This is a genomic window from Algoriphagus chordae (assembly GCF_003254055.1).
Classification (GTDB): domain Bacteria; phylum Bacteroidota; class Bacteroidia; order Cytophagales; family Cyclobacteriaceae; genus Algoriphagus; species Algoriphagus chordae.
Genome location: NZ_QKZT01000001.1, coordinates 426,359 through 447,738 on the forward strand (window position 1 = coordinate 426,359; position 21,380 = coordinate 447,738).

Here is a 21,380-nt window from a genome sequence, read left to right on the forward strand (position 1 = left end):
TGACTTCAGAATTAAGATTTCTGATTTTAAACTTCCAATCCTTTATCCCGCATCTTTTTGAATTCATCGAATCTCCTGAAGATTGCCACTGTAAATCCTGCTAGCATAATGATGGTTCCTATCCAAAGTATGTTGATATAAGGCTTCACGATCGCTTTCATAACGACATAGTCCTTTTGGTATTGATTTGCTTTAAAGACAAATTTGTTGTCCTCTGGCAAAATGTTTTCCAAGCTGATTTTAATTCCCAACTCATTATCGATGACTGGTAATTTCCCTACTTGATTGTTGCGAATAATGAAGGTAGGTTGAAGCATTTTCTCCACATCATAATCAAGGATTCTAAGATTGGCTCTTACTGCTACATCACCTTCTTGTAGCACATAGCCGTCAAGTTCCGTGAGTACATCTGCTCCATCGAAGTAAGTCACATAATCTGCCACATGGAACTGCTCACCTGGTGTCACCTCATATAATTCATCTTCTTTCCAATCAGGATCTTCAGGATCATTCATGGCTGCTACGTAGGTGTATAGATCCTTGTCGATAAAGATTCGTGAGGCTGGAGAAGAAATCAATCCGCCCATACCCTCATTGAACTGGGACATTGGGCTCAGAGAGAATTTTAGCACTTCATTTTGATAATATTCGATCTGGAAATAATCATTCTCTTCCAGTACGATATCTACTTTATCGCCTTTTTTGAAGTAATCTTTATAATCCTCCAATGCGATAGCCTCATTGACTTTACCTGTAGATTGTAAGATCTTAGCAGGTACATTCTCAGAAATACCTTTGACCTTCTTCTGACGTCCACGGTAGATCACCGTGTAATCTTTCATCTGTGTAGGCTTATTGATCCAAAGCAACACATGCTCTTTGTTCAGCTCATCTTCCCAGCTATTGCTGTAGGTCAAGCCAGACATATTGATAGAAATGGTGTCAGAATATCCTGAGCTGAACATAATTCCTATTAGAATCATACCCAAGCCAATATGTGCCAAAGAACCACCTGCAAGTTTGAAGGAAGACTTTTTGAGGATTTTGATCAATATCACTGAGTTGGCAGTGATCGTAAATGTGCCTGCAAGAATTACGATAATGTATTGCCAATCATATACTTTGGCCAGGACAATTATCGCAGCCGAAAGTAAGACTGAAATAATATAAGGAGTCAAAAGCGCATCTTTCAAGGCCTTCTTGTCCATTTTCTGCCACCAGAAGAACTGTCCCACAGCAGTAAGCATCGCTAGCGCTACGGCAAACCAAAGTTGGAATTTGGTATAGAACTCCACCTGATCTGCTGGAGGAGCCATATTGGATATGCCTCCAAAACTTTCCACCATTGCATTCCACGCTGGAATAGAAGTAGGAAGAATAACCTGAAATGCCATCAGTGATAGGGTAGTCGCACCGATAAACACCCAAAATTCACGGGAGTAAACAGAAGCTTCTTTTTCTGAGGTAGGAATATGTTTCCAGTTTATCACACAGAGCACTACAGCTACCACAAGGAAGAAAAGCATGTAGATCAGCAATTGGCCTGAAAGACCAAGATCAGTAAAGGAGTGAACTGAAGAGTCTCCAAGTACACCAGATCGAACTAGGAACGTGGCATAAAGTACCAAAAGGAAGGTCATGATCACCAAGACCATTGAGGTCTTCAGTGCCGTAGCACTTTTCTTATAGGTAATCATCGTGTGGATAGAAGCCACTAAAATTAGCCAAGGGACATACACTGCGTTTTCTACAGGATCCCAGTTCCAATACCCGCCAAAGTTCAGCGTCACATAAGCCCAGTAAGCTCCCATAATGATTCCCATTCCTAGGATCATCGCGGAGAAAATCGCCCATGGCAAAGCTGGACGAATCCATTCAGTATATTTTTTGGTAACCAATCCACCCATCAAGAAGGCGAAAGGAACCAAGGTAGAAGCATATCCTAAGAACAAGGTAGGAGGGTGAATTACCATCCAGATATTTTGCAGAAGTGGATTCAAACCTGTGCCATCTTCAGGGACGAAATCAGGATTCATCTGGAAGATAGGTGCCTGAGTGGCATCTCTCAGTAGAATAAAAGGAGAACTACCTAATTTCAAATCGCCAATAACAACTCCCAAAATCATGGAAACCAAGAAAGCTTGAACGAGTGCAAACACAATCATTACGGGAGCTTCCCAGAACTTGTTGGTGAAGATCAGGATGCTGCCCAATACCACATTCCAAAAGATCCAAAGGATAAAAGCCCCCTCTTGACCTTCCCAAAAACTGGAAATCATGTAGTGAACTGGGAGGGCTTCTGAACTGTGAGAATACGCGTAATAGTATTCGAAGCGGTGATTGTAGATGATTTCAAAAAGTGACACTGCTATCATCACTGCTGATATGCCGTGTATTGTGAAGCTGATTCTACTGAATCTCTTCCAACTTGCCTTTTCTATTTCGTTTGCACGAAAATATTGAATGTATGCGTATGCGGTAGTCAGTGCACTGACGAAGGCCACTATGGTCATGAAGTGGCCAAGATTACCGATAAAGGTATTGATCATGGATTTTTTATTCTAACTGCTCTACCTCACATACCTGCCGCCTGCACTTCAGTTTCCTGATATTTTGATGGGCATTTCATCAGTATTTTATCGGCAATAAATATTTCATCATTCTTATAAGAACCAATTACCACCACAGATTCTGATCTTGTAAAATCTGCTGGAACCGGCTCATTGTAAAACACTTCTTGCTCTACTCCTTCGTTGTCCACTAGCATAAAAGTGAAGGAAACTTTGTCTTCCCGTACCTTTAAGCCAGTTACTTCTCCACTAGCGTCCTTCTTTAGTTGTCCTACTACGTGGATAGCTTTATCTTCTCCACCTTGCTTCATTTCTTTAGCAGTGGTGAAAGTTTCGTAGCTACTTGCATCACCGATCGAAGTCATGATGATTACGATCGCTATTGCTATGATTCCTAGTCCTAAGAGATGCCCTTTCTTCATAATTATTGAATTTTAGGAGTGAAGATTCTTTTCAAGTTTGCTGATCTTTCGATCGGTACTGATCAGATAGAAAAGGATTCCTACAAATATGATCAGGATAACTCCTACCAAGACGTAGATTTTGCCATTTGATCGCATCAGGTCTGCCATTTCCACGGAGCTATTGCTATAGTCAGCATCAGTGACAGCGATTTTCTCTTGTGCCATAGCCGTAAGGCTGAAAATCAAAAGAACTATAGTTACTAATTTTTTCATTGATCAGGAATTAATCATTCTGTCTTCCATTGTCCTCTCCACCCTACGCATTCTGACGCGTACAGTTGCGATCCAACAGCCCAAAAGCGTCCATCCAATTATCGCTGGATAGAAAACTGCCCGTAGCTTGGAATCCAAGTCGTAGGCATTGAAACCCGGGTTGCCACCATTTCCAGGGTGCAAACTGTCTGTTAATCTTGGTAATACGAAGATAAGTGGAATAAAAGCCGCGAATGCGAAAATGTTATAAATGGCTCCGATACGAGCTCTCTGCTGAGAGTCAGTCAGTGAATTTCTTAGAATTAAATAGGCAAAATACATCAATATACCTATGGCGGCTGCATTCTGCTTGGGATCACCACTCCAGTAATCTCCCCAGGTAAATTTTGCCCAAAGCATCCCGGTTACGATTCCCAAGACGCCAAATAGAATGGCTGAGTTAGTGTACTCAATGGCCATATCATCATGTCTGATGTCGTTGGTGCGAAGGTATTTGATGCTGTAGTAGACTGCTGCTACCAGCATCAGGATCATTCCGAACCACATGGTCACGTGAAAGTGTAGGGCACGGATGGTTTCGTTGAGGATAGGAAGTCTAGGTGCTTCCATCAGCAAGCCTGCGATAAGGGTGTACAGCAGCAGGGCGATTGCAAGAATTTTCCACCAGGATTGGCGCATAAGGAGCTTTTGCTAATTCAAGTGCAAAAATAAGGCATAAGTTCCTGAAAACGGTGCTTTTTGTGAGTTCTTTTACCACGGAGGTCGCTGAGATTATCGCGGAGTTCGCTAATTAGGGAACATTTAAATTGATGATGGGAATTGCTGCTTTAGAAACACTTGTTTAAATACTCTTTAATATGTGAAGGCTTCTGGTTTGCCTACGAAAAAGGCAACTGTAGAAGAGGGCTTGCGCTTAATACTTACCTTGAAAAAGCAGAAACGAATCAAGGAGTTTCGTGGTAAAATGGCATGGGAAGGTGATCTGGATAGAATGAGGACCGATTCATGATCCTCGTTGATTCTTCAGTTTGGATAGATTACTTCAATGGAAAAGTGAATGAACAAACTGATTTTTTGCATAAGTCACTTGGGACGGAAATTATCTGTACCGGGGACCTGATTATGACGGAAGTCCTTCAGGGTTTCACCGCTGACAAAAGCTTTAGAGAAGCAAAAGCTTTTTTTGAAGATTTACATTTCTTCCATCTAGGAGGAAAAGAAATAGCACTTACAAGCGCAGAGAATTTTAGATTATTAAGAAAAAAAGGAGTGACTGTGCGAAAAACTATTGATTCTGTCATCGCCACCTTTTGTATCAATAATGAAATTGATCTCTTGCACAATGACAAAGATTTTGAGCCTTATGTGACTCATCTTGGGTTGAAGTCGATTTTCTGATCATGTTTTAGCCCAATTGTAGCGTTTTAAGAGAAAGCAACGTCATGTTGAAAAATTGATCGCTATGAGAACTTTCTTTGTCAAAACCCAAACGTATCCAAAGCTTTTAGTAAGCATGTCGATTCTTTTCGCATTTATCCTCTGCTTTAGCTGTATAACCGGCGAGGATGACGGTCCTTCAGGAAAGGTGGAGGCAAATCTGAGAACGCTTTCTATGGATGAAAACAGCCTCTCGGAAGCAAATACCCAATTTGCAATCAATCTTTTTCAGCAAATTGCTACAAATGGGCAATCGGAAAATTTCTTTTTTAGCCCATATTCAGTTCACCAAGCATTGGCTATGGCGATGAACGGCAATGATGGGGAGGTTTTAGAAGAATTTATCCAAGTTTTGCAAATGGAGGGCATGAATCTGGAAGAAGCAAATCAGGCCGTCAAAGATCTCACATCATTCTTGCTGGAAGTAGATCCAAAAGTAGAGTTAAACATTGCTAATGGGATATGGTATAAAGAAAAATATCAAGTACAGGTCCCGTTTAAGAATACTTCGCAGGAATACTTCAATGCGGAGATTGCTCCGCTTGATATGAAGGATCCAAATTCTGTTAACATCATCAATAACTGGATAGAAAAACAGACCAATAATCTAATAAAAGATATGTTGGACTTTATTCCGGAAAATGCTGTGATGTACTTAGTCAATGCAATTTACTTCAAGGGGGACTGGAGCTATAATTTTCCAAAAGACAATACCCGCAAAGAAAAATTCACAGTCCACAATGGTCAAGAAATCATGGTAGATATGATGGACATGGGTGAATCTGCGGGATTCAAATCTTTTGGAACTTCAGATTATACGTATTTGGAAATTCCTTATAGTACGGGGCAATATTCCATGGGAATACTCATCAATGAAACCGGTGATCTTTCTCAACTTTCATCTCATTTCACGATGGAAAATTTAAATGAATGGCGAGCTAATTCCTGGGATGTCAACTTGATTTTGAAAATGCCGAAATTTAAGATTGAATATAGAATTGATGACCTTTCGAATGATTTAAAAACGATGGGTTTGGTTAGACCATTTGATTATCATCAAGATAACTTTACGAAGTTATTCTCCAACCCAACCGACCCTTTGAAAATCAGTAGGGTGATTCATCAAGCGCTTATAGAAGTAGATGAAAAGGGCACAGAAGCAGCAGCCGCTACTATTGTTGAAGTTGTTGAATTGGTTAGTTTACCACCCAATAAAGACGCAGTGGTATTTACATTGGACAGACCTTTTATCTTCTTTATCCAAGAAAAACACAGTGGTGCTATTTTGTTTATGGGGAAATTGGAGAATCCTAACCAATAGAGAGATGGTAGATAATCTTCCAATTTTTCAATCTACCATGTCGGACAATTTTTCCCAATCTCAAGACCTCCACAAATAAGGAAACAAAATATATCCTGTCACTGCAACAATCGCATTGATCGCTAAAAGTGAAAGTAGATAATCCATACTTACACTCCAATCCAACCCATCCATCGCATTTTTGGAAATACGGATAGCCATCAGTAAAATCGGAATGATAACAGGAAAGCTCAGAATAGCCATTAGCGTCGCATTATTTCCTGCTTTGGAAGCTATGCCGCTGACCATAGTCAGGCTGGCTGAGAAGCCCATGGCTCCCAATACCAAATTCAGGATAAACAAACCTTGGTCTTGAATGGGGTTTCCCAAGATCACTGAAAAAACTCCATAGCCCAAAAGCGCTAGAATTAGAGTTAGCCCGGTGTTATAAATAATCTTGGAAAGAATAATCGCCTCAGGAGAAGCAATCATATAATAATAGAGTTGTCGGCCTTGATGCTCTTGCACAAAGCTTTTTGCAACGGCATTTACCGCTGAGAAAAGAATAATGATCCAATACAAGGCATTCCAAGTGGGAGTGGAAATGTTTCCTTGCTGAGCGCCAACACTCAAATAGGTAATAAAAACTGCAGATACCACATAAAGCAAAATCCCATTCAGCGCGAATTTCTGTCGCCACTCCAGCGTGACTTCCTTACCTACCAGAACCGAGATTTCTTTCCACATCACCCAAAGGTAAGTCAGAAGTATGAAGTGAGAAATCTAAAATCGTGAAATTTCAGATTTTTCACTTTTGATTTCTGACTTTTGTTCCTGCCAAATTGACACCAAAACTGCTTTGGAACAACAGTTGCAATTCTGTGCCCGACAAACAAGTGTTTAACTAAACTAATTTATAGCCATGCAGGAAAAAGGCACGATCTCGATCCATACCGAGAACATTTTCCCGATTATCAAGAAGTTTCTCTATTCTGATAACGAGATTTTTCTAAGAGAACTCGTTTCTAACGCAGTCGATGCGACACAAAAAATCAAGCGATTAGCGACATTAGGTCAGTACTCAGGTGAACTTGGTGACACTACGGTGGAAGTAAGTTTCGATGAGAAAAAGAAAACGATCACCATCTCTGACCATGGTCTTGGGATGACTGCTGAGGAGATTAAAAAGTACATCAACCAGGTGGCTTTCTCCGGAGCAGAGGAATTTGTGGAGAAATTCAAGGATGCTAAAGACGCCAATGAGATCATCGGTAAGTTCGGTCTAGGTTTCTATTCGGCATTTATGGTCGCTGACAAAGTAGAAATCAACACACTTTCTTACCAAGAAGGTGCAGAAGCTGCTAAGTGGACTTGCGACGGTTCTACTTCCTTCGAAATTTCCAAAGGAAAAAGAAAAGAGCGAGGAACAGATATCATACTTCATATCAACAAAGATTCTGAGGAATTCCTAGACAAGTTCAAACTTCAAGGGATCTTGGACAAATACGCGAAGTTCCTTCCTGTTCCGATCAAATTTGGTACAAAAACCGAATCTGTAGAAGATGGAGTGGATGACAAAGGCGAGAAAAAATGGAAGTCAGTAGAAGTTGATAATTTCATCAACACAACTGCTCCGATCTGGACGAAGTCTCCAAGCGAATTGACAGACGAAGACTACCTGAAGTTCTACAAAGAACTTTATCCAATGTCTGAAGATCCGCTTTTCTGGATTCATCTGAATGTGGATTATCCATTCAACTTGACGGGAGTATTGTACTTCCCGAAAGTGAAAAACGAATTCGAACTTCAGAGAAATAAGATCAAACTATTCTCTCGTCAGGTATTCATTACAGACGAAGTGAAAGACATCGTTCCTGAGTTCTTGATGTTGCTTCATGGAGTAATTGACTCTCCGGACATTCCTCTCAACGTATCTAGAAGCTTCCTTCAGGCGGATTCTAACGTGAAGAAAATCAATTCTTACATCACCAAGAAAGTAGCGGATAAGCTTGCTGAGCTGTACAAAAAAGACAGAAAAGCATACGAGCAGAAATGGGGTGATATCGGACTATTCGTGAAATACGGAATGATCTCCGAGGACAAATTCTATGAGAAAGGAAAAGACTTCGCTTTGCTTAAGAATACCAATGGCGAGTTCTTCACTATCGAAGAATACCAGTCTAAAATAAAGCCAAATCAAACAGATAAAAATGATCAAGCGGTCATCTTGTATGCAACTGATTTGGACAAGCAGGATAGTTTCATCCAATCTGCTAATAAAAAAGACTACGATGTATTGGTGATGGATTCTCCGATTGACAGTCACTTTATCCAAAACTTGGAATCCAAGCTGGAGAAAACTCAGCTGAAGCGTGTGGATGCTGATGTGGCTGAGAAGTTGATCCAGAAGGATGAAACTTACGCCAACTTGCTAACTGAAGATCAGAGCAAGGAAGTGAAGGAGATCTTCGATAAAGCGATCAACAACAAGACTTACACGGTAGAAGTGGAAGGTTTAAGTCCTGAGGAACTTCCGGTGACGATCACTATGGAGGAATTCATGCGCAGAATGAAAGAAATGGCTGCTACCGGTGGCGGAGGAATGGGCTTCTACGGTTCTCTTCCTGATGCTTACAAAGTAGCCATCAACGGAAATCACCCTGCAGTGGATAAAGTTCTAAAAGCAGCAACTGAAGAAGAAAAGATCAAGATTGCTAAACAGTCATTTGATTTAGCACTACTATCCCAAGGCTTGCTAACGGGTAAAGACTTGACTGCATTTGTAAGAAGAAGTGTGGAAATGCTTTAATAGCTTTAACCCTTGAGGTTTTTGAAACCTCGAGGGTTTTTGTAGGACTATTAAAATCCCTAGCTCTTTCGCTGTGGATTTTTTGGTTTCCATATTTTCAAACCTAATTTTTCTTTGTTGATTACAAATATTTTGATTTTTGGTAATTAATTGTATAATAGCAGGTTGTGAATTGTATTTTGTTATGAACTAAAAATATATTATCTGATTGTCAGTTTGTTAACTAAATTTTAAGAGAATTTTTAGAGTAAAATTTGGATTTATTATTTGGGGGGGGTATATTTAGTTCAAGTTCAAGACGCTGCAGACTTTTTGTACAATTAACAACTCTAAAATTTTTAAGAAAAATGAAAACAATTAAACTAATGGCAGTTGTATGCCTAGCATGTTTTGCCTCCTCGTGTGAATTAGGAAATACGGAAATTGTTCCGAATGATGAGCATTTATTGATCAATAAAGAGGAAAACATAGTTAAATTAATTTTAGATGATCCTTTAACAGAAAAATATTTTAATTCATTGAATGCAGTTTTTCAAATTCGTGAACTCAAAAAAAATACTTCCGATAATAATAATTTAAGGATCACTGATTTTAATTCTTTAGAAGAGTTTAAGGAGTTTGTTTATGACAATTTTGAGAACCCTGAAGAAACTTATCAAACTATCTATAACTCTGCATCTTTGGGTCAAGAGATTAGAGGAAAATTCCCCGATATCGATAAACTTAGCCCTGAAGATTTTGAAAAAATAGTAAATCAAATTTCGTTTTCAATTGAAAATGTATCTTACGAAAATGCAAAACGTGGACAATGTGAGGATCAGCTAAGTTCAGATTTGCAGACTTGTCGTGACGGGGCATTAGTAGCAGCAGCTGGATGTGGTCTGTTAACACCAACACTGCTTGGCGCTCTAGGTTGTGGGGGAATCGTTTATTTAGCTGAATTAGTTTGTATTGATGATGCTGATAGATCTTATGGTATATGTAAAATTTATGAAATCCAATGAACAAGTTAAAACGTTTTGAGCAATTTTCAGTTGTGATAGCTATTGGGGTAGTTTATTTTGCTCTTTTGTTTAAGTCTATTCCAATAGCAATTTTATTATTACTATTTGGACTCGTAATACAAGTCTATATCTATTTTTTATACAAAAAAGAAAATAGAGGTCGTGAGTTTTTGAAAAGTAAAATTGCCCCTTTTATTGTTGGTACTTTTCTCATCATATTTTTCTTTGTGAAAGATTCATTTTTTTAGTCATAAGGAAATTTAGGGATAGAAGACTTAGCTTTCCAATCAGTCCTTTGATATGGCACTTCTTTCCCAAGGCTTGCTTAAAGGCAAGGATCTGACTGCATTCGTGAAGAGAAGTGTGGAATTACTTTAAATAATTGCTATTCATTATGAATATTAAAACGGGTATGATTCCATACCCGTTTTTTTTGCCATATTTATAAAAGCCTAGTAGCGTACTAGGGTATTCCCTGAAAAAGCTTATTTTTGTCTATGCTTTCTAAAAAGACCAAATACGCCCTGCATGCCCTGACTTACCTAGGCAAGCACAGAGATGAGAAAACGGTGTTGATCCAGGAAATTGCTGAGGAGCATGGGATTTCTCATAAATTCTTGGAGAATATCCTGTTGGAACTCAAAAAAGCCGGCATGCTCGGAAGCAAAAAGGGCAAAGGTGGAGGATATTACCTAATCAAAGAGCCTAAAGATATTCCGCTTTCTCGCGTGATCCGACTGCTGGATGGGCCGATTGCTATGCTTCCTTGTGTGAGTTTGAATTACTACGAACCTTGCGATGAATGTAAAAATGAGGCTGTTTGTGGAATAAATAGAGTAATGATCCAAGTAAGAGACGAGACACTTAAGATACTGGAAAACAAGAGTTTAGAAGATATTCTCAAAGAAGAGTAAAATTTTTTCACCATTAACCCTATATATTTTATAGGGTTTATATACTTTTGTACTTTACTCTCGTAATAAACCTAGTATGATTTTAGACCAACCACTCAAAAAGCTGTTTGCCAGCAAGCCGGGAAAAGACAGCAATGCGAAGAGCATGCTTAAGTCCATCTCATGGCGAATCGTCGGTACGCTTGATACGATCATCATCTCGTATTTTGTGACGGATCAGATAGTGATGGCCTTGTCCATAGGATCTGTTGAGGTCTTCTCCAAAATCATCCTGTATTATTTTCACGAGCGTGCCTGGGAAAGTGTATCAAAAGTAGAATCCAATGACACAAAGAAAGAATATGCATGAGTTAGAAGCTCAGTTGGCGCAATTGAGCGCTGGGGAAGGCTTGGCTTTGATTGCGGATTTATTTCCAGGGAAAGTCACTTTTTCTACGTCTTTAGGGCAGGAAGATCAGGTGATCACGCAGTTGATTGCTAGTGGGAATATTCCTGTTCAGATCTTTTCTTTGGACACTGGAAGGCTTTTTCCTGAGACCTTGGACTTGCTAGCTAGAACTGAAGCCAAATACAAGCAGAACATTAAAGTATATTATCCTACCACCCATTCTGTAGAGAAGCTGGTTTCTGATATTGGAATCAATGGTTTTTACGATTCGGTTGAAAATAGAAAATCTTGCTGTTTTGTGCGTAAGGTGGAACCACTAAGAAGAGCTTTGGCAGGAAATGATATCTGGATCACTGGACTTCGTGCTGAGCAGTCTGCCAATCGTAGCGATATGAAGTGTGTTGAATGGGATGAAGCTAATCAGATCATCAAGTACAATCCTTTGCTGAATTGGAGTTACGATCAGATGATCGCATATATAGATGAGAAGAATATTCCATATAATCCGCTCCACGATAAAGGCTTCATCAGCATAGGCTGCGCACCTTGTACTAGAGCAATTGCCGACGGCGAGGATGCTAGAGCTGGTCGCTGGTGGTGGGAAGATTCGAAGAAGGAGTGTGGGCTTCATGCGAAGTGACGGATGTTTGATGCCCGATGTCTGGTGAGGGGCCTCACTTCGATATTCATCATTTAACATTCATTATTCGAAATTAGAAAATTAGAATCAAGACAGAAGACTTCTGTCAGTCTGAGCGAAGTCGAAGACAATTAAATATGACATTAGAACTTCAACATTCATTATTCAGCATTTTACATTCGATATTAGAAGATTAATTAAGAATGACGAATACCGAATTATGAATAATGAAGTCCATTCGAAGACATAAATAGTAAAAGAAATGAACAACCTATTAATACCTAATCCAAAAGAAGCAGAATCGATCCACATCATCCGTGAGGTGGCAGCGCAGTTTGAGCGTCCGGTTTTGCTTTTTTCTGGAGGAAAAGACTCGATTACGCTAGTAAGACTGGCGCAAAAAGCTTTTTATCCAGCAAGAATTCCTTTCCCCTTATTGCATGTGGACACAGGGCATAATTTCCCGGAGACCATCGCATTCAGAGACAAACTTGTAGAAGAGCTTGGGCTGGAGTTGATCGTACGTAATGTACAGGATTCTATTGATCAGGGAAAAGTTCGTGAGGAGCGAGGAAGATATTCTAGTAGAAACTCTCTTCAGACTACTACGCTTTTGGATGCGATCGAGGAATTCAAATTTGATGCATGTATAGGTGGAGCAAGAAGAGATGAGGAAAAGGCCAGGGCTAAAGAGCGAGTATTCTCTGTAAGAGATGACTTTGGACAATGGGATGAGAAAAATCAGCGCCCAGAGCTTTTTGATATGCTAAACGGTAAAATCCATGTGGGTCAGAATGTGCGTTGTTTTCCGATTTCCAACTGGACTGAATTGGACGTTTGGGAGTATATTAAAACAGAAAATATTGAGATTCCATCGATTTACTTTGCGCATGAGCGTGAGGTATTCCTTCGTGATGGGATGATCTGGACTGCCAATGAGCATGTGTTTAGAGAGGATCATGAAGAAGTACTCGTGAAAATGGTTCGCTTCAGAACGGTAGGTGATATGACTTGTACAGCCGCAGTATTTTCGGAAGCGGTATCGCTAGAAGATGTAGTTGGTGAAATCAGAGACTCTTCCATCTCCGAGCGTGGTGCAAGAATCGATGACAAACGATCCGAAGCTGCGATGGAGAAAAGAAAGAAAGTCGGGTACTTTTAGAAGTAGCGACGTCATTGCGAGAAGGAGGTACGACGACGAAGCAATCTCCTAACTATTAGACTGCTTCACTTCGTTCGCAGTGACGGTAATTAACAACGAAGAGGTCTGGGCCCATGGTCTATTGACTATCAACTAAACAACTGAACAACATGTCTGAAAATAGAAAATTGATAAAAATCGCTACTGCAGGTTCTGTAGATGATGGCAAGAGCACACTAATCGGGCGATTACTATACGATACAAAGTCTTTGACAACTGATAAAATCGAAGCAATCGAGCGTAGCTCCAAGCAACGTGGATACGATTACCTGGATTTCTCTTTGGCCACTGACGGATTGGTAGCTGAGCGTGAGCAAGGAATCACGATCGACGTCGCGCATATTTATTTCAATACTGATAAAACCAACTTCATCGTAGCCGATACTCCTGGTCATGTGGAGTACACGCGAAACATGGTGACAGGTGCTAGCACTTCTCAGGTAGCGATCATCCTGATCGATGCAAGAAAAGGCGTGATAGAGCAAACTTATCGCCACTTTTTTATTGCCAATTTGCTACGCATCTCCCATGTGGTCGTCGCGATCAACAAGATGGATTTGGTAGATTATGACGAGGAAGTGTATTTGAAAATCAAGGCTGATTTTGATGTCTTGGTAGCCAAATCAGATTTCACAGAAGATCAGATTAACTTTATTCCTGTCTCTGCACTGAAAGGCGAAAATATCGCTCGTCAATCAGAGGAGATGCCTTGGTATGTAGGCAACACACTTTTGCATCATCTGGAAGTGCTTGAGCCAGCAGATTTGCAGGAGAGCTCTGTGGCTAGATTCCCGGTACAATATGTCATTCGTCCTAAGACGGAAGCTTGGCATGACTTCAGAGGTTTCTCAGGAATGCTTTATGGAGGAAATCTGAAAGTTGGTGATGAAGTCACTTTACTTCCATCCATGAATACTTCCACGATTAAAAGTATTCACTATTTCGATCAGGAGATCCAAGAAGCTGCTCCTGGAAGTTCCATCGCCATTACTTTGGATACAGAAGTAGATCTAAGCCGTGGAGATATGTTGGTGAAAAGTTCATCTGTACCAAGAAGTGAAAAGCAACTTACCGCTACGATCTGCCAGGTAAATAGTAAGCCATTGAAAGTAGGCGGAAAATACATTTTACAGCATGGAGTGAATCGTGTGCTAGCAAAGGTCGATCAGATTGAATCTAGAATCCATACTGATTTTACGGGAACAGAAACGGCAGATCAATTGAAATTGAATGACATCGGACGAGTACATTTCCGCTTGAGCAAGCCGATTCACTTTGATACTTACAAAGAAAATAAAGCAAACGGAAGTTTTATCCTGATAGAGGAAGGAGAATACGACACTGTTTCTGTTGGATTCATTGAGTAGTTTACCTTCGGAATTCATCATTAATAATTCGACTTTACGTGTTATTTGAGGAGATTTCTCGCGTGCCCTTGGCAGTTTGAAAGACCTTGAATGTCAAATCAACAAACCTATTACACCACTAACCCGATAGGGTAAAAAGAATTTTAAGCCATGCAAAGCTTTAGAACCGAATTAGAAAATCCTATAGTAGAACAGGATATCATCGACTTAGAAAAGAAAATTGCGCTTTTCAACGGTGGTAATATAGACGAGGAAAAATTCCGCAGCCTGCGTTTGGCGCGAGGCATCTACGGCCAGCGACAGCCAGGTGTGCAGATGATCCGTATCAAACTGCCTTATGGCCGTGTTTCTTCAGATCAACTTCGCCGAATTTGTAAGGTTTCGGATGAATATTCTACCGGAAGGTTGCATATCACTACACGTCAGGATATTCAGATTCACTACGTGAGTTTGGATAGGACGCCTGAGCTTTGGTCTGAGTTGGAGCGAGATGATGTGACTATTCGTGAGGCTTGTGGCAATACTGTGAGGAATGTCACTGCTTCTGAAACCGCTGGCATCGATCCAAATGAGCCTTTTGACGTGACTCCTTATGCGGATGCGACATTCAAATACTTTTTGAGAAATCCCATATCTCAGGAAATGGGCAGGAAATTCAAGATTTCCTTTTCCTCTTCTGATGAAGATACAGGCTTAAGTTACTTGCACGATTTGGGCTTTATCCCAAAAGTGAAAGTAATCGATGGACAGGAAGTTCGTGGATTCAAAGTAATGCTCGGTGGAGGTCTGGGATCTCAGCCAAGGCATGCGGAATTGTACACTGATTTCATTACTGCTGATCAGATCATTCCATTTGGGGAAGCTGTGATCAGAATCTTTGACCGCCATGGAGAGCGAGCGAAGCGTATGAAGGCCAGAATGAAGTTTTTGATCAAAGACATGGGCATTGAAGCCTTTTTGGATTTGGTCGAAAAGGAGAAAAAAGCGCTTCCATTTCAGTCTTATCCAATAGACTTTGAGACATATGATGCTGCGCAAAAGCTTCCAGATGCTCCTGCTGCCACAGTAGAAGAGGAGTTAGGTTTGGATTTTGAGCATTTCAAACTCACCAACATTTTGCCTCAAAAGCAAAAAGGCTTTGTCTCCGTAGGTGTAAGAGTTACACTTGGAGATTTCTACACTGATCAGGCTAGAAAACTGGCTGATTTGGTAGAGAAATATGCAAGTGGAGAAGTTCGTTTTACCCTTCGTCAAAACTTCCTGATCCGTGATGTTCGTGAGGATTTGGTTCCATATTTCTACAAAGAGTTGAAGGAAATTGGTTTGGCTTCTGCTGGTTATAATTCTTTGGGAGATATCACTGCATGTCCAGGTACAGATACCTGTAATCTTGGAATTGCAAGTTCAACGGGTATTGCAGCGGAATTGGAAAAAGTAATACTTGCCGAATACCCTCAATATTTGAAAAATCAGGATTTGGTGATCAAGATTTCTGGCTGTATGAATGCCTGTGGTCAGCACAATATGGCTCATATTGGCTTCCAAGGTATGTCTATGAAGTCTGGCAAGGTTGTCATTCCTGCGCTCCAAGTTTTGCTTGGTGGAGGAAATATGGGCGATGGAAATGGACGCTTTGCAGATAAAGTGACCAAAATCCCAAGTAAAAGAGGCCCGCAAGCTTTGAGGATTTTGCTGGATGATTTTGAAGCAAATGCCAATGATCAGGATTTCTTGAGCTACTACGATGAAAAAGGGCAGATCTATTTCTATGATTTATTGAAGGAATTAGGTGATGCTTCTACAGTGACTCCAGCCGACTATGTGGATTGGGGAAATACAGAAGAATATAAGATCGCAGTTGGTGTGGGTGAATGTGCCGGTGTGGTGCTTGACTTGGTAGCTACCTTGCTTTTGGAAGCAAAAGAGAAAATCGACATCGCTCAGAAATGTCTGGAAGAAGGACGCTGGTCTGATAGTATCTACCATCACTATGCGGGTTTGATCAATGCTGCCAAAGCGATTTTACTTAGCGAAAGCTTGAGTGCCAATTCGTATGCAAACATTATTGCCCAGTTTGACGAGGCTTTTGTAGCAACGGGAAAAGTAGATTTGGGCGGGACATTCGCGGAGAAGATCTATCAGATTAATCAGAACGAGCCTACTGAAGAATTTGCAAATGCTTATGCTGCACAGGCTTTGGATATTTATGGTTTGCTGAAAAGCTACCGTGAGGAAGAGGTGACTGCATGAAATTAGTCATTCAACCAAAAGTAACACTGGTCGGAGCAGGGCCAGGTGATCCTGAGTTGATCACTCTTAAAGCCGTTTTGGCACTTAATAAGGCCGACGTGGTCTTATATGATGCGCTTATAGATCCGGTCTTGCTTGAGCATGCACCAGAGACTGCGCTTAAGTTATTTGTTGGCAAGCGAGTAGGAAAGCATTCGCAGCCACAAGAAGATACGAATCAACTTTGCGTCAGCCTAGCCAAAAAGCATGGACATGTGGTACGTCTCAAAGGCGGAGATCCATTTGTCTTTGGGCGTGGATCGGAGGAGATCGAATATATAGAGGCATTTGGAGTCAGCACAGAAATGATTCCTGGTATTACTTCGGCGATTGCAGTTCCTGCATCAGCGGGAATTCCAGTGACCAAGCGAGGAGTATCCGAGAGCTTTTGGGTAGTAACTGGTACCACTTCCGCTGGTGAACTTTCCAGAGATTTGGCATTAGCAGCACAGTCTACAGCGACAGTTGTTGTATTGATGGGTACGAGGAAGTTGGCTGAGATTTCAGAGCTTTATACTAAGTTTGGAAAAGCGGATCTACCGATAGCGATTATTCAAAGTGGCACAACGCGCGAAGAAAATATCGTAGCAGGTTATATTTCTGACATCCTCCAAAAAGCTGAAGAAGCGAAGGTGGAAGCACCTGCGATTATAATCATTGGTGAGGTTGTTCGTGAAAGTATGAAGCTGGCGGAGATATATCGGGAAGTGGTTACAGTAGCTGGAAGACGGTAGACGGAAGACCGAAGAAAAAAAGCACAAGAAGTTTTTTCAGTTTTAAGACTTTGAAATGGGCCACGACAGAAAAGATTTGGTTACTTTCCAACGTAATATCCAAGACCGAATGATGAATTCGGAATATCGAAGTCCAGAATTCCCCGAGTCTATTGTCTTGATTCTAACATCTTGATTCTAAAAAAATGAACCACCTATACCCCATATTTCTTAAAGTACACGAACTCAATGTGCTCCTAATTGGTGGAGGAAATGTGGGTACGGAGAAGCTTCAGTTTCTTTTGAAATCAAGTCCTAATGCTCAGGTGACGGCAGTTGCCAGAGATTTCTCCCAAGACTTCTTGGATCTAGCAGCGACTACAGATTCAGTTACTCTCATAGAAGATCTGTATCATGAAAAGTATCTAGGAGGTAAGCACATCGTCATCGCAGCGACGGATGACAAAGCAATCAATCGACAGATTAGAGATGAAGCTAAAGAGCGGTACCTTTTAGTAAACGTGGCCGATACGCCAGACTTATGTGATTTCTATTTGGGAGGTATAGTCACCAAAGGAAATTTGAAAATAGCCATCAGCACAAATGGCAAATCCCCAACTGCCGCGAAGCGTCTACGTCAGCTTTTAGAAGAGGTGCTGCCAGAGGAAATCGATGATCTACTCGTAAACCTCAATGCCTACCGCGATACACTTAAAGGCGACTTTGAATATAAGGTGAAGGCGATGAATGAGCTTACTGAGGGATTGGTGAAGAAGGGATAAGAATTAGAACAATCTAAATAATCACATAATAAGTTAGAATTATGTGATTATTTTCACACTTTTATAACTTAATGTGTGAAAAATGCTTTTCAATCGAATTCTTACGTCCGAACTTTTGAAGTGGAAAACTAAGCTAGACCCCAAGCCCTTGTTGGTAAAAGGTGCTCGGCAAGTTGGGAAAACTTCCTTAATCAAAGATTTTGGAAATAAGTATTATGAGCAGATTGCATACTTTAACTTCGATAGGCAACCTGATTTACAGCAATTTTTTGAGCTCACCAAAGACCCTGAACGAATCATTCAGAATCTCTCTTTGGTAGTTGGCTTTCCTATCTTACCAGGTGAGACACTGATTTTTTTTGATGAGATTCAGGAATGTAAGGAAGCCCTGAACTCGCTTAAATATTTTGAGGAATCTAATCTCAGCCATCACATTATTGGAGCTGGATCTTTACTTGGTGTTACACTTGGAAATGCTAAGTCTTTTCCTGTAGGAAAAGTAGATTTCTTGGACATGTACCCTCTGACATTTCTAGAATTTTTAGATGCTAAGGATAAAGAAATGCATCAGTATCTTCAATCAATACAGTCTATAGAACCCATTCCTGATTACTTTTTCAATAGAATACTGGAAAGCTTCCGACTTTATACGATATGTGGAGGCTTGCCTGAAGTAGCAAAAGAACTGGTGGAGAGTAATTCGCTAGAAAGGGTGGAAGAGCTGTTGTTCGCTATTAATAGAGCTTATGAATATGACTTTTCTAAACATGTGGCAGAAAAAGACATTCAAAAAATAGCTTTTATTTGGGATTCAATTCCATCACAACTTTCCAAAGAGAACAAAAAATTTCTATATCAAACTGTAAAAAAAGGAGCTAGAGCTAGGGAATATGAAGATGCGCTGACTTGGCTGATTCAGGCTGGATTGGTTTATAAGGTTAATAGGGTGAATAAAGTGGGGATACCATTTTCCGGATATGATGACTTAAGTGCTTTCAAGATTTATCTGCTTGATATGGGGCTACTACGTCAAAAGGCACAGCTTGAAGCACGATCTATCTTGAATCCGAATGGTTTATTTTCAGAATTCAAGGGTGCTTTGGTGGAGAATTACATTCTCCAGTCTCTTTCAGCCCAGTTTCAGATTAAGCCACGATATTGGACTTCGGATGGTATAGCTGAGATAGATTTTTTGCTTCAGTTCAACAATGAATTAATACCTATAGAAGTAAAATCTGAAGAAAATGTGAGAAGCAAAAGTTTGACTTTTTATTCAAAGACATATAATCCTCGAGTCAAGCTTAGATTTTCGATGAGGAATTTGATTAATCAAGAAGAGCTGATAAACATCCCATTATTTCTTGCTGATAGAACCAAGTTCTTTTTGAACCAGCAGTTACATTAGAAAATTCTGATTTTGCTAGAAGGGATAAGAAATGAACCTCAGGCTCTCCATCAACTTTTACTATAGAGATGAAGAGCTTTGTTACTTCCAAATAATCCGAACCATCAATGCCTACCGCGATACGCTGAAAGGCGACTTTAAATATAAGGTGAAGGCGATGAATGAGCTTACCGAGGGATTAGTGAAGAAAAGCTAAAGAAATTGGCCCTGGGAGTATGCAGAGCCAATTTGCTATTAGGCTATTTTTAATCCGAACAAAGGTCTGAGAAACTTAAGTCTGCGGATCAGTTCATATGTACCAAAGCAGCCCGCAAGAGTAAAAGCCAATACTAGGATAAACTGAACTATTGTGGGAACTGGAATGGGAAATATCAAAACCGATGCTAAATACAAGAATACCATGTGTAGTATGTACACTGGATAGGCAGCCTGACTAAGGTAGGCCAAGGTTTTACTTTTTTTGTTTAGATGGATACTGCCAAATGCAAACACCAAAAGAATCCAACACAATGACTCTGTAGCTAACAAATACCCAGGTGATACTTTGCCAAATTGAGACATTCGGAGAACATATAATCCCATAGCAATCACTACAAATAACCACCGCCATATTTTGATCATTTCCCAGAAACCTGCCCCAGTCATCACAAAGCAAAACCCAAAGAAGAATGCCAGCAGTCCGAGGAAAAACCCATGCCAAGTCATCGCATACATCTCAAAGGGCAAGGGATTGACCAACATTACTTCAGCTACAAATGCCGCCAACACAATTAACAGTCCCCACGGTTTACTGAGCGATCTTTTGATCCATGAGGCAAGCTTTCCAGTTTCATTTTTCTTGAGGTAAAACAAGATTGGTGAAAGCAGTAGAACATAGGAGAAGATGTTTCCTAAAAACCACAGGTGAGCAGAAGACCAGATATAGTGCAATGTCATGTCGTAATAGTAACTGAATAGCAAAATGTGCAGTGGAACAATTGCAAATATCCCAAACACATAAGGCATAAGAATCCTGTAGGCACGCTCAGCGATCAATTGCATCCAGTTTCGCTTCCGCATTGCAAAATATACACCCATACCTGATACAAAGAATAGCAGCGGAATCCGCCAAATATTCAGCAGAGACATAGCATACCAAAGCTGATCCAATGATTTGGGTGAAGTAATGAAACCAATCATTCGGCCCCAAGATTGAAATCCGATCGAAATGTGATAGATCAAAAGTAAGCCGATTGCAATCACTCGAATCCAATCAATGTCGTATCTCCTTTGAGGTACATTTTGAGGTTTTTCACTCATTACTGCAGCATTTTTGCAATTTCTGGACGGATTTTTTCCAAATATGCATAGTCTAGCTTGAGACCCATTGGCTCTAAGGAATTGCCTATGACATCATAGATATCCTTTACAGCAGCAAATGGTGCGGACACATTATCTAGCGCTGTTGTGTCGTATTTATTTTTGATAGTTTTATCAGCACCTTTTTCCAATAGCAGCTGGACAATTTCCGGACGGCCAAAAAACGCCGCAGAAATCAGGGCTGTGGAACCATCGTTGTTTTGGAAGTTGATGTCTGCACCTGCATCCAGTAGTAGCTTGGCTGCTTCCAGTTTGTCAAATACCGCTGCTGTGATAAGGGGGCTCGATCCGCCAAAAGGATCTTTTACATTTAGGTCACTGCCAGCTGCAATGTGTTCTTTAATCGCTTCTAGATTGTTAGTGATGACTGCGGTTTGCAGATCAATTTCCGGAGCGTCTACTTTCTTTTCTGAAGCAGTAGCACAGGAAACCATTATAAACAAAGTAATAAGGAGCGCTGGCGCAAATAATCGATAGATTGAAACAGATGTTTTCATAGATAATTTTGTTTGATTTTTATTTGTG

The 21,380-nt window shown here is 40.5% G+C and carries 22 protein-coding genes; 15 read left to right on the forward strand and 7 right to left on the reverse strand.

Going from position 1 to position 21,380, the window contains the following annotated elements; translation table 11 throughout:
* Positions 1-26: 26 nt before the first annotated feature.
* Genes ccsA (LV85_RS01770) through ccsA (LV85_RS01785) form a run of 4 tightly spaced genes read right to left on the reverse strand, consistent with a single transcriptional unit; the run spans position 27 to position 3,925 of the window.
* Positions 27-2,549, reverse strand: coding sequence for a cytochrome c biogenesis protein CcsA (ccsA, locus tag LV85_RS01770; protein WP_111316452.1), 2,523 nt, complete (start codon positions 2,547-2,549; stop codon positions 27-29).
* Positions 2,550-2,575: 26 nt separating this feature from the next.
* The gene (locus tag LV85_RS01775; protein ID WP_111316453.1) at positions 2,576-2,992 is read right to left on the reverse strand and encodes a cytochrome c maturation protein CcmE domain-containing protein; all 417 of its coding nucleotides are present in this window, start codon (positions 2,990-2,992) and stop codon (positions 2,576-2,578) included.
* A 12-nt stretch (positions 2,993-3,004) separates the two neighbouring features.
* Positions 3,005-3,247, reverse strand: a complete 243-nt coding sequence (locus LV85_RS01780) for a CcmD family protein (RefSeq protein ID WP_211318360.1) — start codon at positions 3,245-3,247, stop codon at positions 3,005-3,007.
* A 3-nt stretch (positions 3,248-3,250) separates the two neighbouring features.
* Positions 3,251-3,925, reverse strand: coding sequence for a cytochrome c biogenesis protein CcsA (gene ccsA, locus LV85_RS01785; RefSeq protein ID WP_111316454.1), 675 nt, complete (start codon positions 3,923-3,925; stop codon positions 3,251-3,253).
* Positions 3,926-4,252: 327 nt separating this feature from the next.
* On the opposite strand from ccsA (LV85_RS01785), the gene vapC reads away from it, so the two are divergent.
* The gene (vapC, locus tag LV85_RS01795) at positions 4,253-4,645 is read left to right on the forward strand and encodes a type II toxin-antitoxin system VapC family toxin (protein ID WP_111316456.1); all 393 of its coding nucleotides are present in this window, start codon (positions 4,253-4,255) and stop codon (positions 4,643-4,645) included.
* Positions 4,646-4,709: 64 nt separating this feature from the next.
* Positions 4,710-6,005, forward strand: a complete 1,296-nt coding sequence (locus tag LV85_RS01800; RefSeq protein ID WP_245942101.1) for a serpin family protein — start codon at positions 4,710-4,712, stop codon at positions 6,003-6,005.
* Between the two features lie 60 nt (positions 6,006-6,065).
* Here LV85_RS01800 and LV85_RS01805 read toward each other — a convergent pair whose 3' ends face one another.
* Entirely contained in the window at positions 6,066-6,731 is a 666-nt protein-coding gene (locus LV85_RS01805; RefSeq protein WP_111316458.1) for a heme exporter protein CcmB, read from the reverse strand.
* 175 nt (positions 6,732-6,906) lie between these two features.
* Here LV85_RS01805 and htpG point away from each other — a divergent pair, with 175 nt between their 5' ends.
* The 13 genes from htpG to LV85_RS22005 all read left to right on the forward strand — a co-directional run bounded on the left by htpG (position 6,907) and on the right by LV85_RS22005 (position 19,692).
* Positions 6,907-8,793: a molecular chaperone HtpG gene (gene htpG / locus LV85_RS01810; protein ID WP_111316459.1), complete on the forward strand. Its 1,887-nt coding sequence runs from the start codon at positions 6,907-6,909 to the stop codon at positions 8,791-8,793.
* Between the two features lie 347 nt (positions 8,794-9,140).
* Positions 9,141-9,797, forward strand: a complete 657-nt coding sequence (locus LV85_RS01815; RefSeq protein ID WP_146260408.1) for a hypothetical protein — start codon at positions 9,141-9,143, stop codon at positions 9,795-9,797.
* Positions 9,794-10,045 (forward strand): hypothetical protein, encoded by a 252-nt coding sequence (locus tag LV85_RS01820; RefSeq protein WP_111316461.1) that lies wholly within the window; start codon positions 9,794-9,796, stop codon positions 10,043-10,045. The genes LV85_RS01815 and LV85_RS01820 overlap by 4 nt, the downstream gene beginning before the upstream one ends.
* A gap of 249 nt (positions 10,046-10,294) precedes the next feature.
* Positions 10,295-10,711: an RrF2 family transcriptional regulator gene (locus tag LV85_RS01825; RefSeq protein WP_111316462.1), complete on the forward strand. Its 417-nt coding sequence runs from the start codon at positions 10,295-10,297 to the stop codon at positions 10,709-10,711.
* Between the two features lie 76 nt (positions 10,712-10,787).
* A complete protein-coding gene (locus LV85_RS01830; protein ID WP_111316463.1) occupies positions 10,788-11,060 on the forward strand; it encodes a DUF2061 domain-containing protein in 273 nt (90 codons plus the stop codon).
* On the forward strand, positions 11,035-11,739 hold the full coding sequence (locus LV85_RS01835) for a phosphoadenylyl-sulfate reductase (protein ID WP_111316464.1): 705 nt from the start codon (positions 11,035-11,037) through the stop codon (positions 11,737-11,739). The genes LV85_RS01830 and LV85_RS01835 overlap by 26 nt, the downstream gene beginning before the upstream one ends.
* Positions 11,740-12,001: 262 nt before the next feature.
* Positions 12,002-12,901, forward strand: coding sequence for a sulfate adenylyltransferase subunit CysD (gene cysD, locus LV85_RS01840; RefSeq protein ID WP_111316465.1), 900 nt, complete (start codon positions 12,002-12,004; stop codon positions 12,899-12,901).
* Between the two features lie 149 nt (positions 12,902-13,050).
* Positions 13,051-14,307 (forward strand): sulfate adenylyltransferase subunit 1, encoded by a 1,257-nt coding sequence (locus LV85_RS01845; RefSeq protein ID WP_111316466.1) that lies wholly within the window; start codon positions 13,051-13,053, stop codon positions 14,305-14,307.
* A 150-nt stretch (positions 14,308-14,457) separates the two neighbouring features.
* Complete coding sequence (locus tag LV85_RS01850; RefSeq protein WP_111316467.1) at positions 14,458-16,557, forward strand: HEPN domain-containing protein; 2,100 nt, start codon at positions 14,458-14,460, stop codon at positions 16,555-16,557.
* Positions 16,554-17,330 carry a uroporphyrinogen-III C-methyltransferase gene (gene cobA / locus LV85_RS01855; protein ID WP_111316468.1) on the forward strand — a complete coding sequence of 259 codons (777 nt, stop codon included), beginning with the start codon at positions 16,554-16,556 and terminating at the stop codon, positions 17,328-17,330. The genes LV85_RS01850 and cobA overlap by 4 nt, the downstream gene beginning before the upstream one ends.
* A 185-nt stretch (positions 17,331-17,515) precedes the next feature.
* Positions 17,516-18,091 carry a precorrin-2 dehydrogenase/sirohydrochlorin ferrochelatase family protein gene (locus tag LV85_RS01860; RefSeq protein WP_111316469.1) on the forward strand — a complete coding sequence of 192 codons (576 nt, stop codon included), beginning with the start codon at positions 17,516-17,518 and terminating at the stop codon, positions 18,089-18,091.
* A 115-nt stretch (positions 18,092-18,206) separates the two neighbouring features.
* Positions 18,207-19,496: an ATP-binding protein gene (locus LV85_RS01865; RefSeq protein ID WP_211318361.1), complete on the forward strand. Its 1,290-nt coding sequence runs from the start codon at positions 18,207-18,209 to the stop codon at positions 19,494-19,496.
* Positions 19,497-19,527: 31 nt separating this feature from the next.
* Positions 19,528-19,692 carry a hypothetical protein gene (locus LV85_RS22005; protein ID WP_158531123.1) on the forward strand — a complete coding sequence of 55 codons (165 nt, stop codon included), beginning with the start codon at positions 19,528-19,530 and terminating at the stop codon, positions 19,690-19,692.
* Between the two features lie 38 nt (positions 19,693-19,730).
* Here LV85_RS22005 and LV85_RS01870 read toward each other — a convergent pair whose 3' ends face one another.
* Both LV85_RS01870 and LV85_RS01875 read right to left on the reverse strand, forming a co-directional pair.
* Complete coding sequence (locus LV85_RS01870; RefSeq protein WP_111316471.1) at positions 19,731-20,795, reverse strand: acyltransferase family protein; 1,065 nt, start codon at positions 20,793-20,795, stop codon at positions 19,731-19,733.
* Positions 20,795-21,352, reverse strand: coding sequence for an ankyrin repeat domain-containing protein (locus tag LV85_RS01875; protein ID WP_111316472.1), 558 nt, complete (start codon positions 21,350-21,352; stop codon positions 20,795-20,797). Before LV85_RS01875 ends, LV85_RS01870 begins: the two co-directional genes overlap by 1 nt.
* Between the last annotated feature and the right edge of the window lie 28 nt (positions 21,353-21,380).

Bases quoted from the DNA above. Each gene is read 5' to 3' on its own strand.
- ccsA (WP_111316452.1), bottom strand. From the start codon at position 2,549: ATGATCAATACCTTTATCGGTAATCTTGGCCACTTCATGACCATAGTG.
- LV85_RS01775 (WP_111316453.1), bottom strand. From the start codon at position 2,992: ATGAAGAAAGGGCATCTCTTAGGACTAGGAATCATAGCAATAGCGATC.
- LV85_RS01780 (WP_211318360.1), bottom strand. From the start codon at position 3,247: ATGAAAAAATTAGTAACTATAGTTCTTTTGATTTTCAGCCTTACGGCT.
- ccsA (WP_111316454.1), bottom strand. From the start codon at position 3,925: ATGCGCCAATCCTGGTGGAAAATTCTTGCAATCGCCCTGCTGCTGTAC.
- vapC (WP_111316456.1), top strand. From the start codon at position 4,253: ATGATCCTCGTTGATTCTTCAGTTTGGATAGATTACTTCAATGGAAAA.
- LV85_RS01800 (WP_245942101.1), top strand. From the start codon at position 4,710: ATGAGAACTTTCTTTGTCAAAACCCAAACGTATCCAAAGCTTTTAGTA.
- LV85_RS01805 (WP_111316458.1), bottom strand. From the start codon at position 6,731: ATGTGGAAAGAAATCTCGGTTCTGGTAGGTAAGGAAGTCACGCTGGAG.
- htpG (WP_111316459.1), top strand. From the start codon at position 6,907: ATGCAGGAAAAAGGCACGATCTCGATCCATACCGAGAACATTTTCCCG.
- LV85_RS01815 (WP_146260408.1), top strand. From the start codon at position 9,141: ATGAAAACAATTAAACTAATGGCAGTTGTATGCCTAGCATGTTTTGCC.
- LV85_RS01820 (WP_111316461.1), top strand. From the start codon at position 9,794: ATGAACAAGTTAAAACGTTTTGAGCAATTTTCAGTTGTGATAGCTATT.
- LV85_RS01825 (WP_111316462.1), top strand. From the start codon at position 10,295: ATGCTTTCTAAAAAGACCAAATACGCCCTGCATGCCCTGACTTACCTA.
- LV85_RS01830 (WP_111316463.1), top strand. From the start codon at position 10,788: ATGATTTTAGACCAACCACTCAAAAAGCTGTTTGCCAGCAAGCCGGGA.
- LV85_RS01835 (WP_111316464.1), top strand. From the start codon at position 11,035: ATGACACAAAGAAAGAATATGCATGAGTTAGAAGCTCAGTTGGCGCAA.
- cysD (WP_111316465.1), top strand. From the start codon at position 12,002: ATGAACAACCTATTAATACCTAATCCAAAAGAAGCAGAATCGATCCAC.
- LV85_RS01845 (WP_111316466.1), top strand. From the start codon at position 13,051: ATGTCTGAAAATAGAAAATTGATAAAAATCGCTACTGCAGGTTCTGTA.
- LV85_RS01850 (WP_111316467.1), top strand. From the start codon at position 14,458: ATGCAAAGCTTTAGAACCGAATTAGAAAATCCTATAGTAGAACAGGAT.
- cobA (WP_111316468.1), top strand. From the start codon at position 16,554: ATGAAATTAGTCATTCAACCAAAAGTAACACTGGTCGGAGCAGGGCCA.
- LV85_RS01860 (WP_111316469.1), top strand. From the start codon at position 17,516: ATGAACCACCTATACCCCATATTTCTTAAAGTACACGAACTCAATGTG.
- LV85_RS22005 (WP_158531123.1), top strand. From the start codon at position 19,528: ATGAACCTCAGGCTCTCCATCAACTTTTACTATAGAGATGAAGAGCTT.
- LV85_RS01870 (WP_111316471.1), bottom strand. From the start codon at position 20,795: ATGAGTGAAAAACCTCAAAATGTACCTCAAAGGAGATACGACATTGAT.
- LV85_RS01875 (WP_111316472.1), bottom strand. From the start codon at position 21,352: ATGAAAACATCTGTTTCAATCTATCGATTATTTGCGCCAGCGCTCCTT.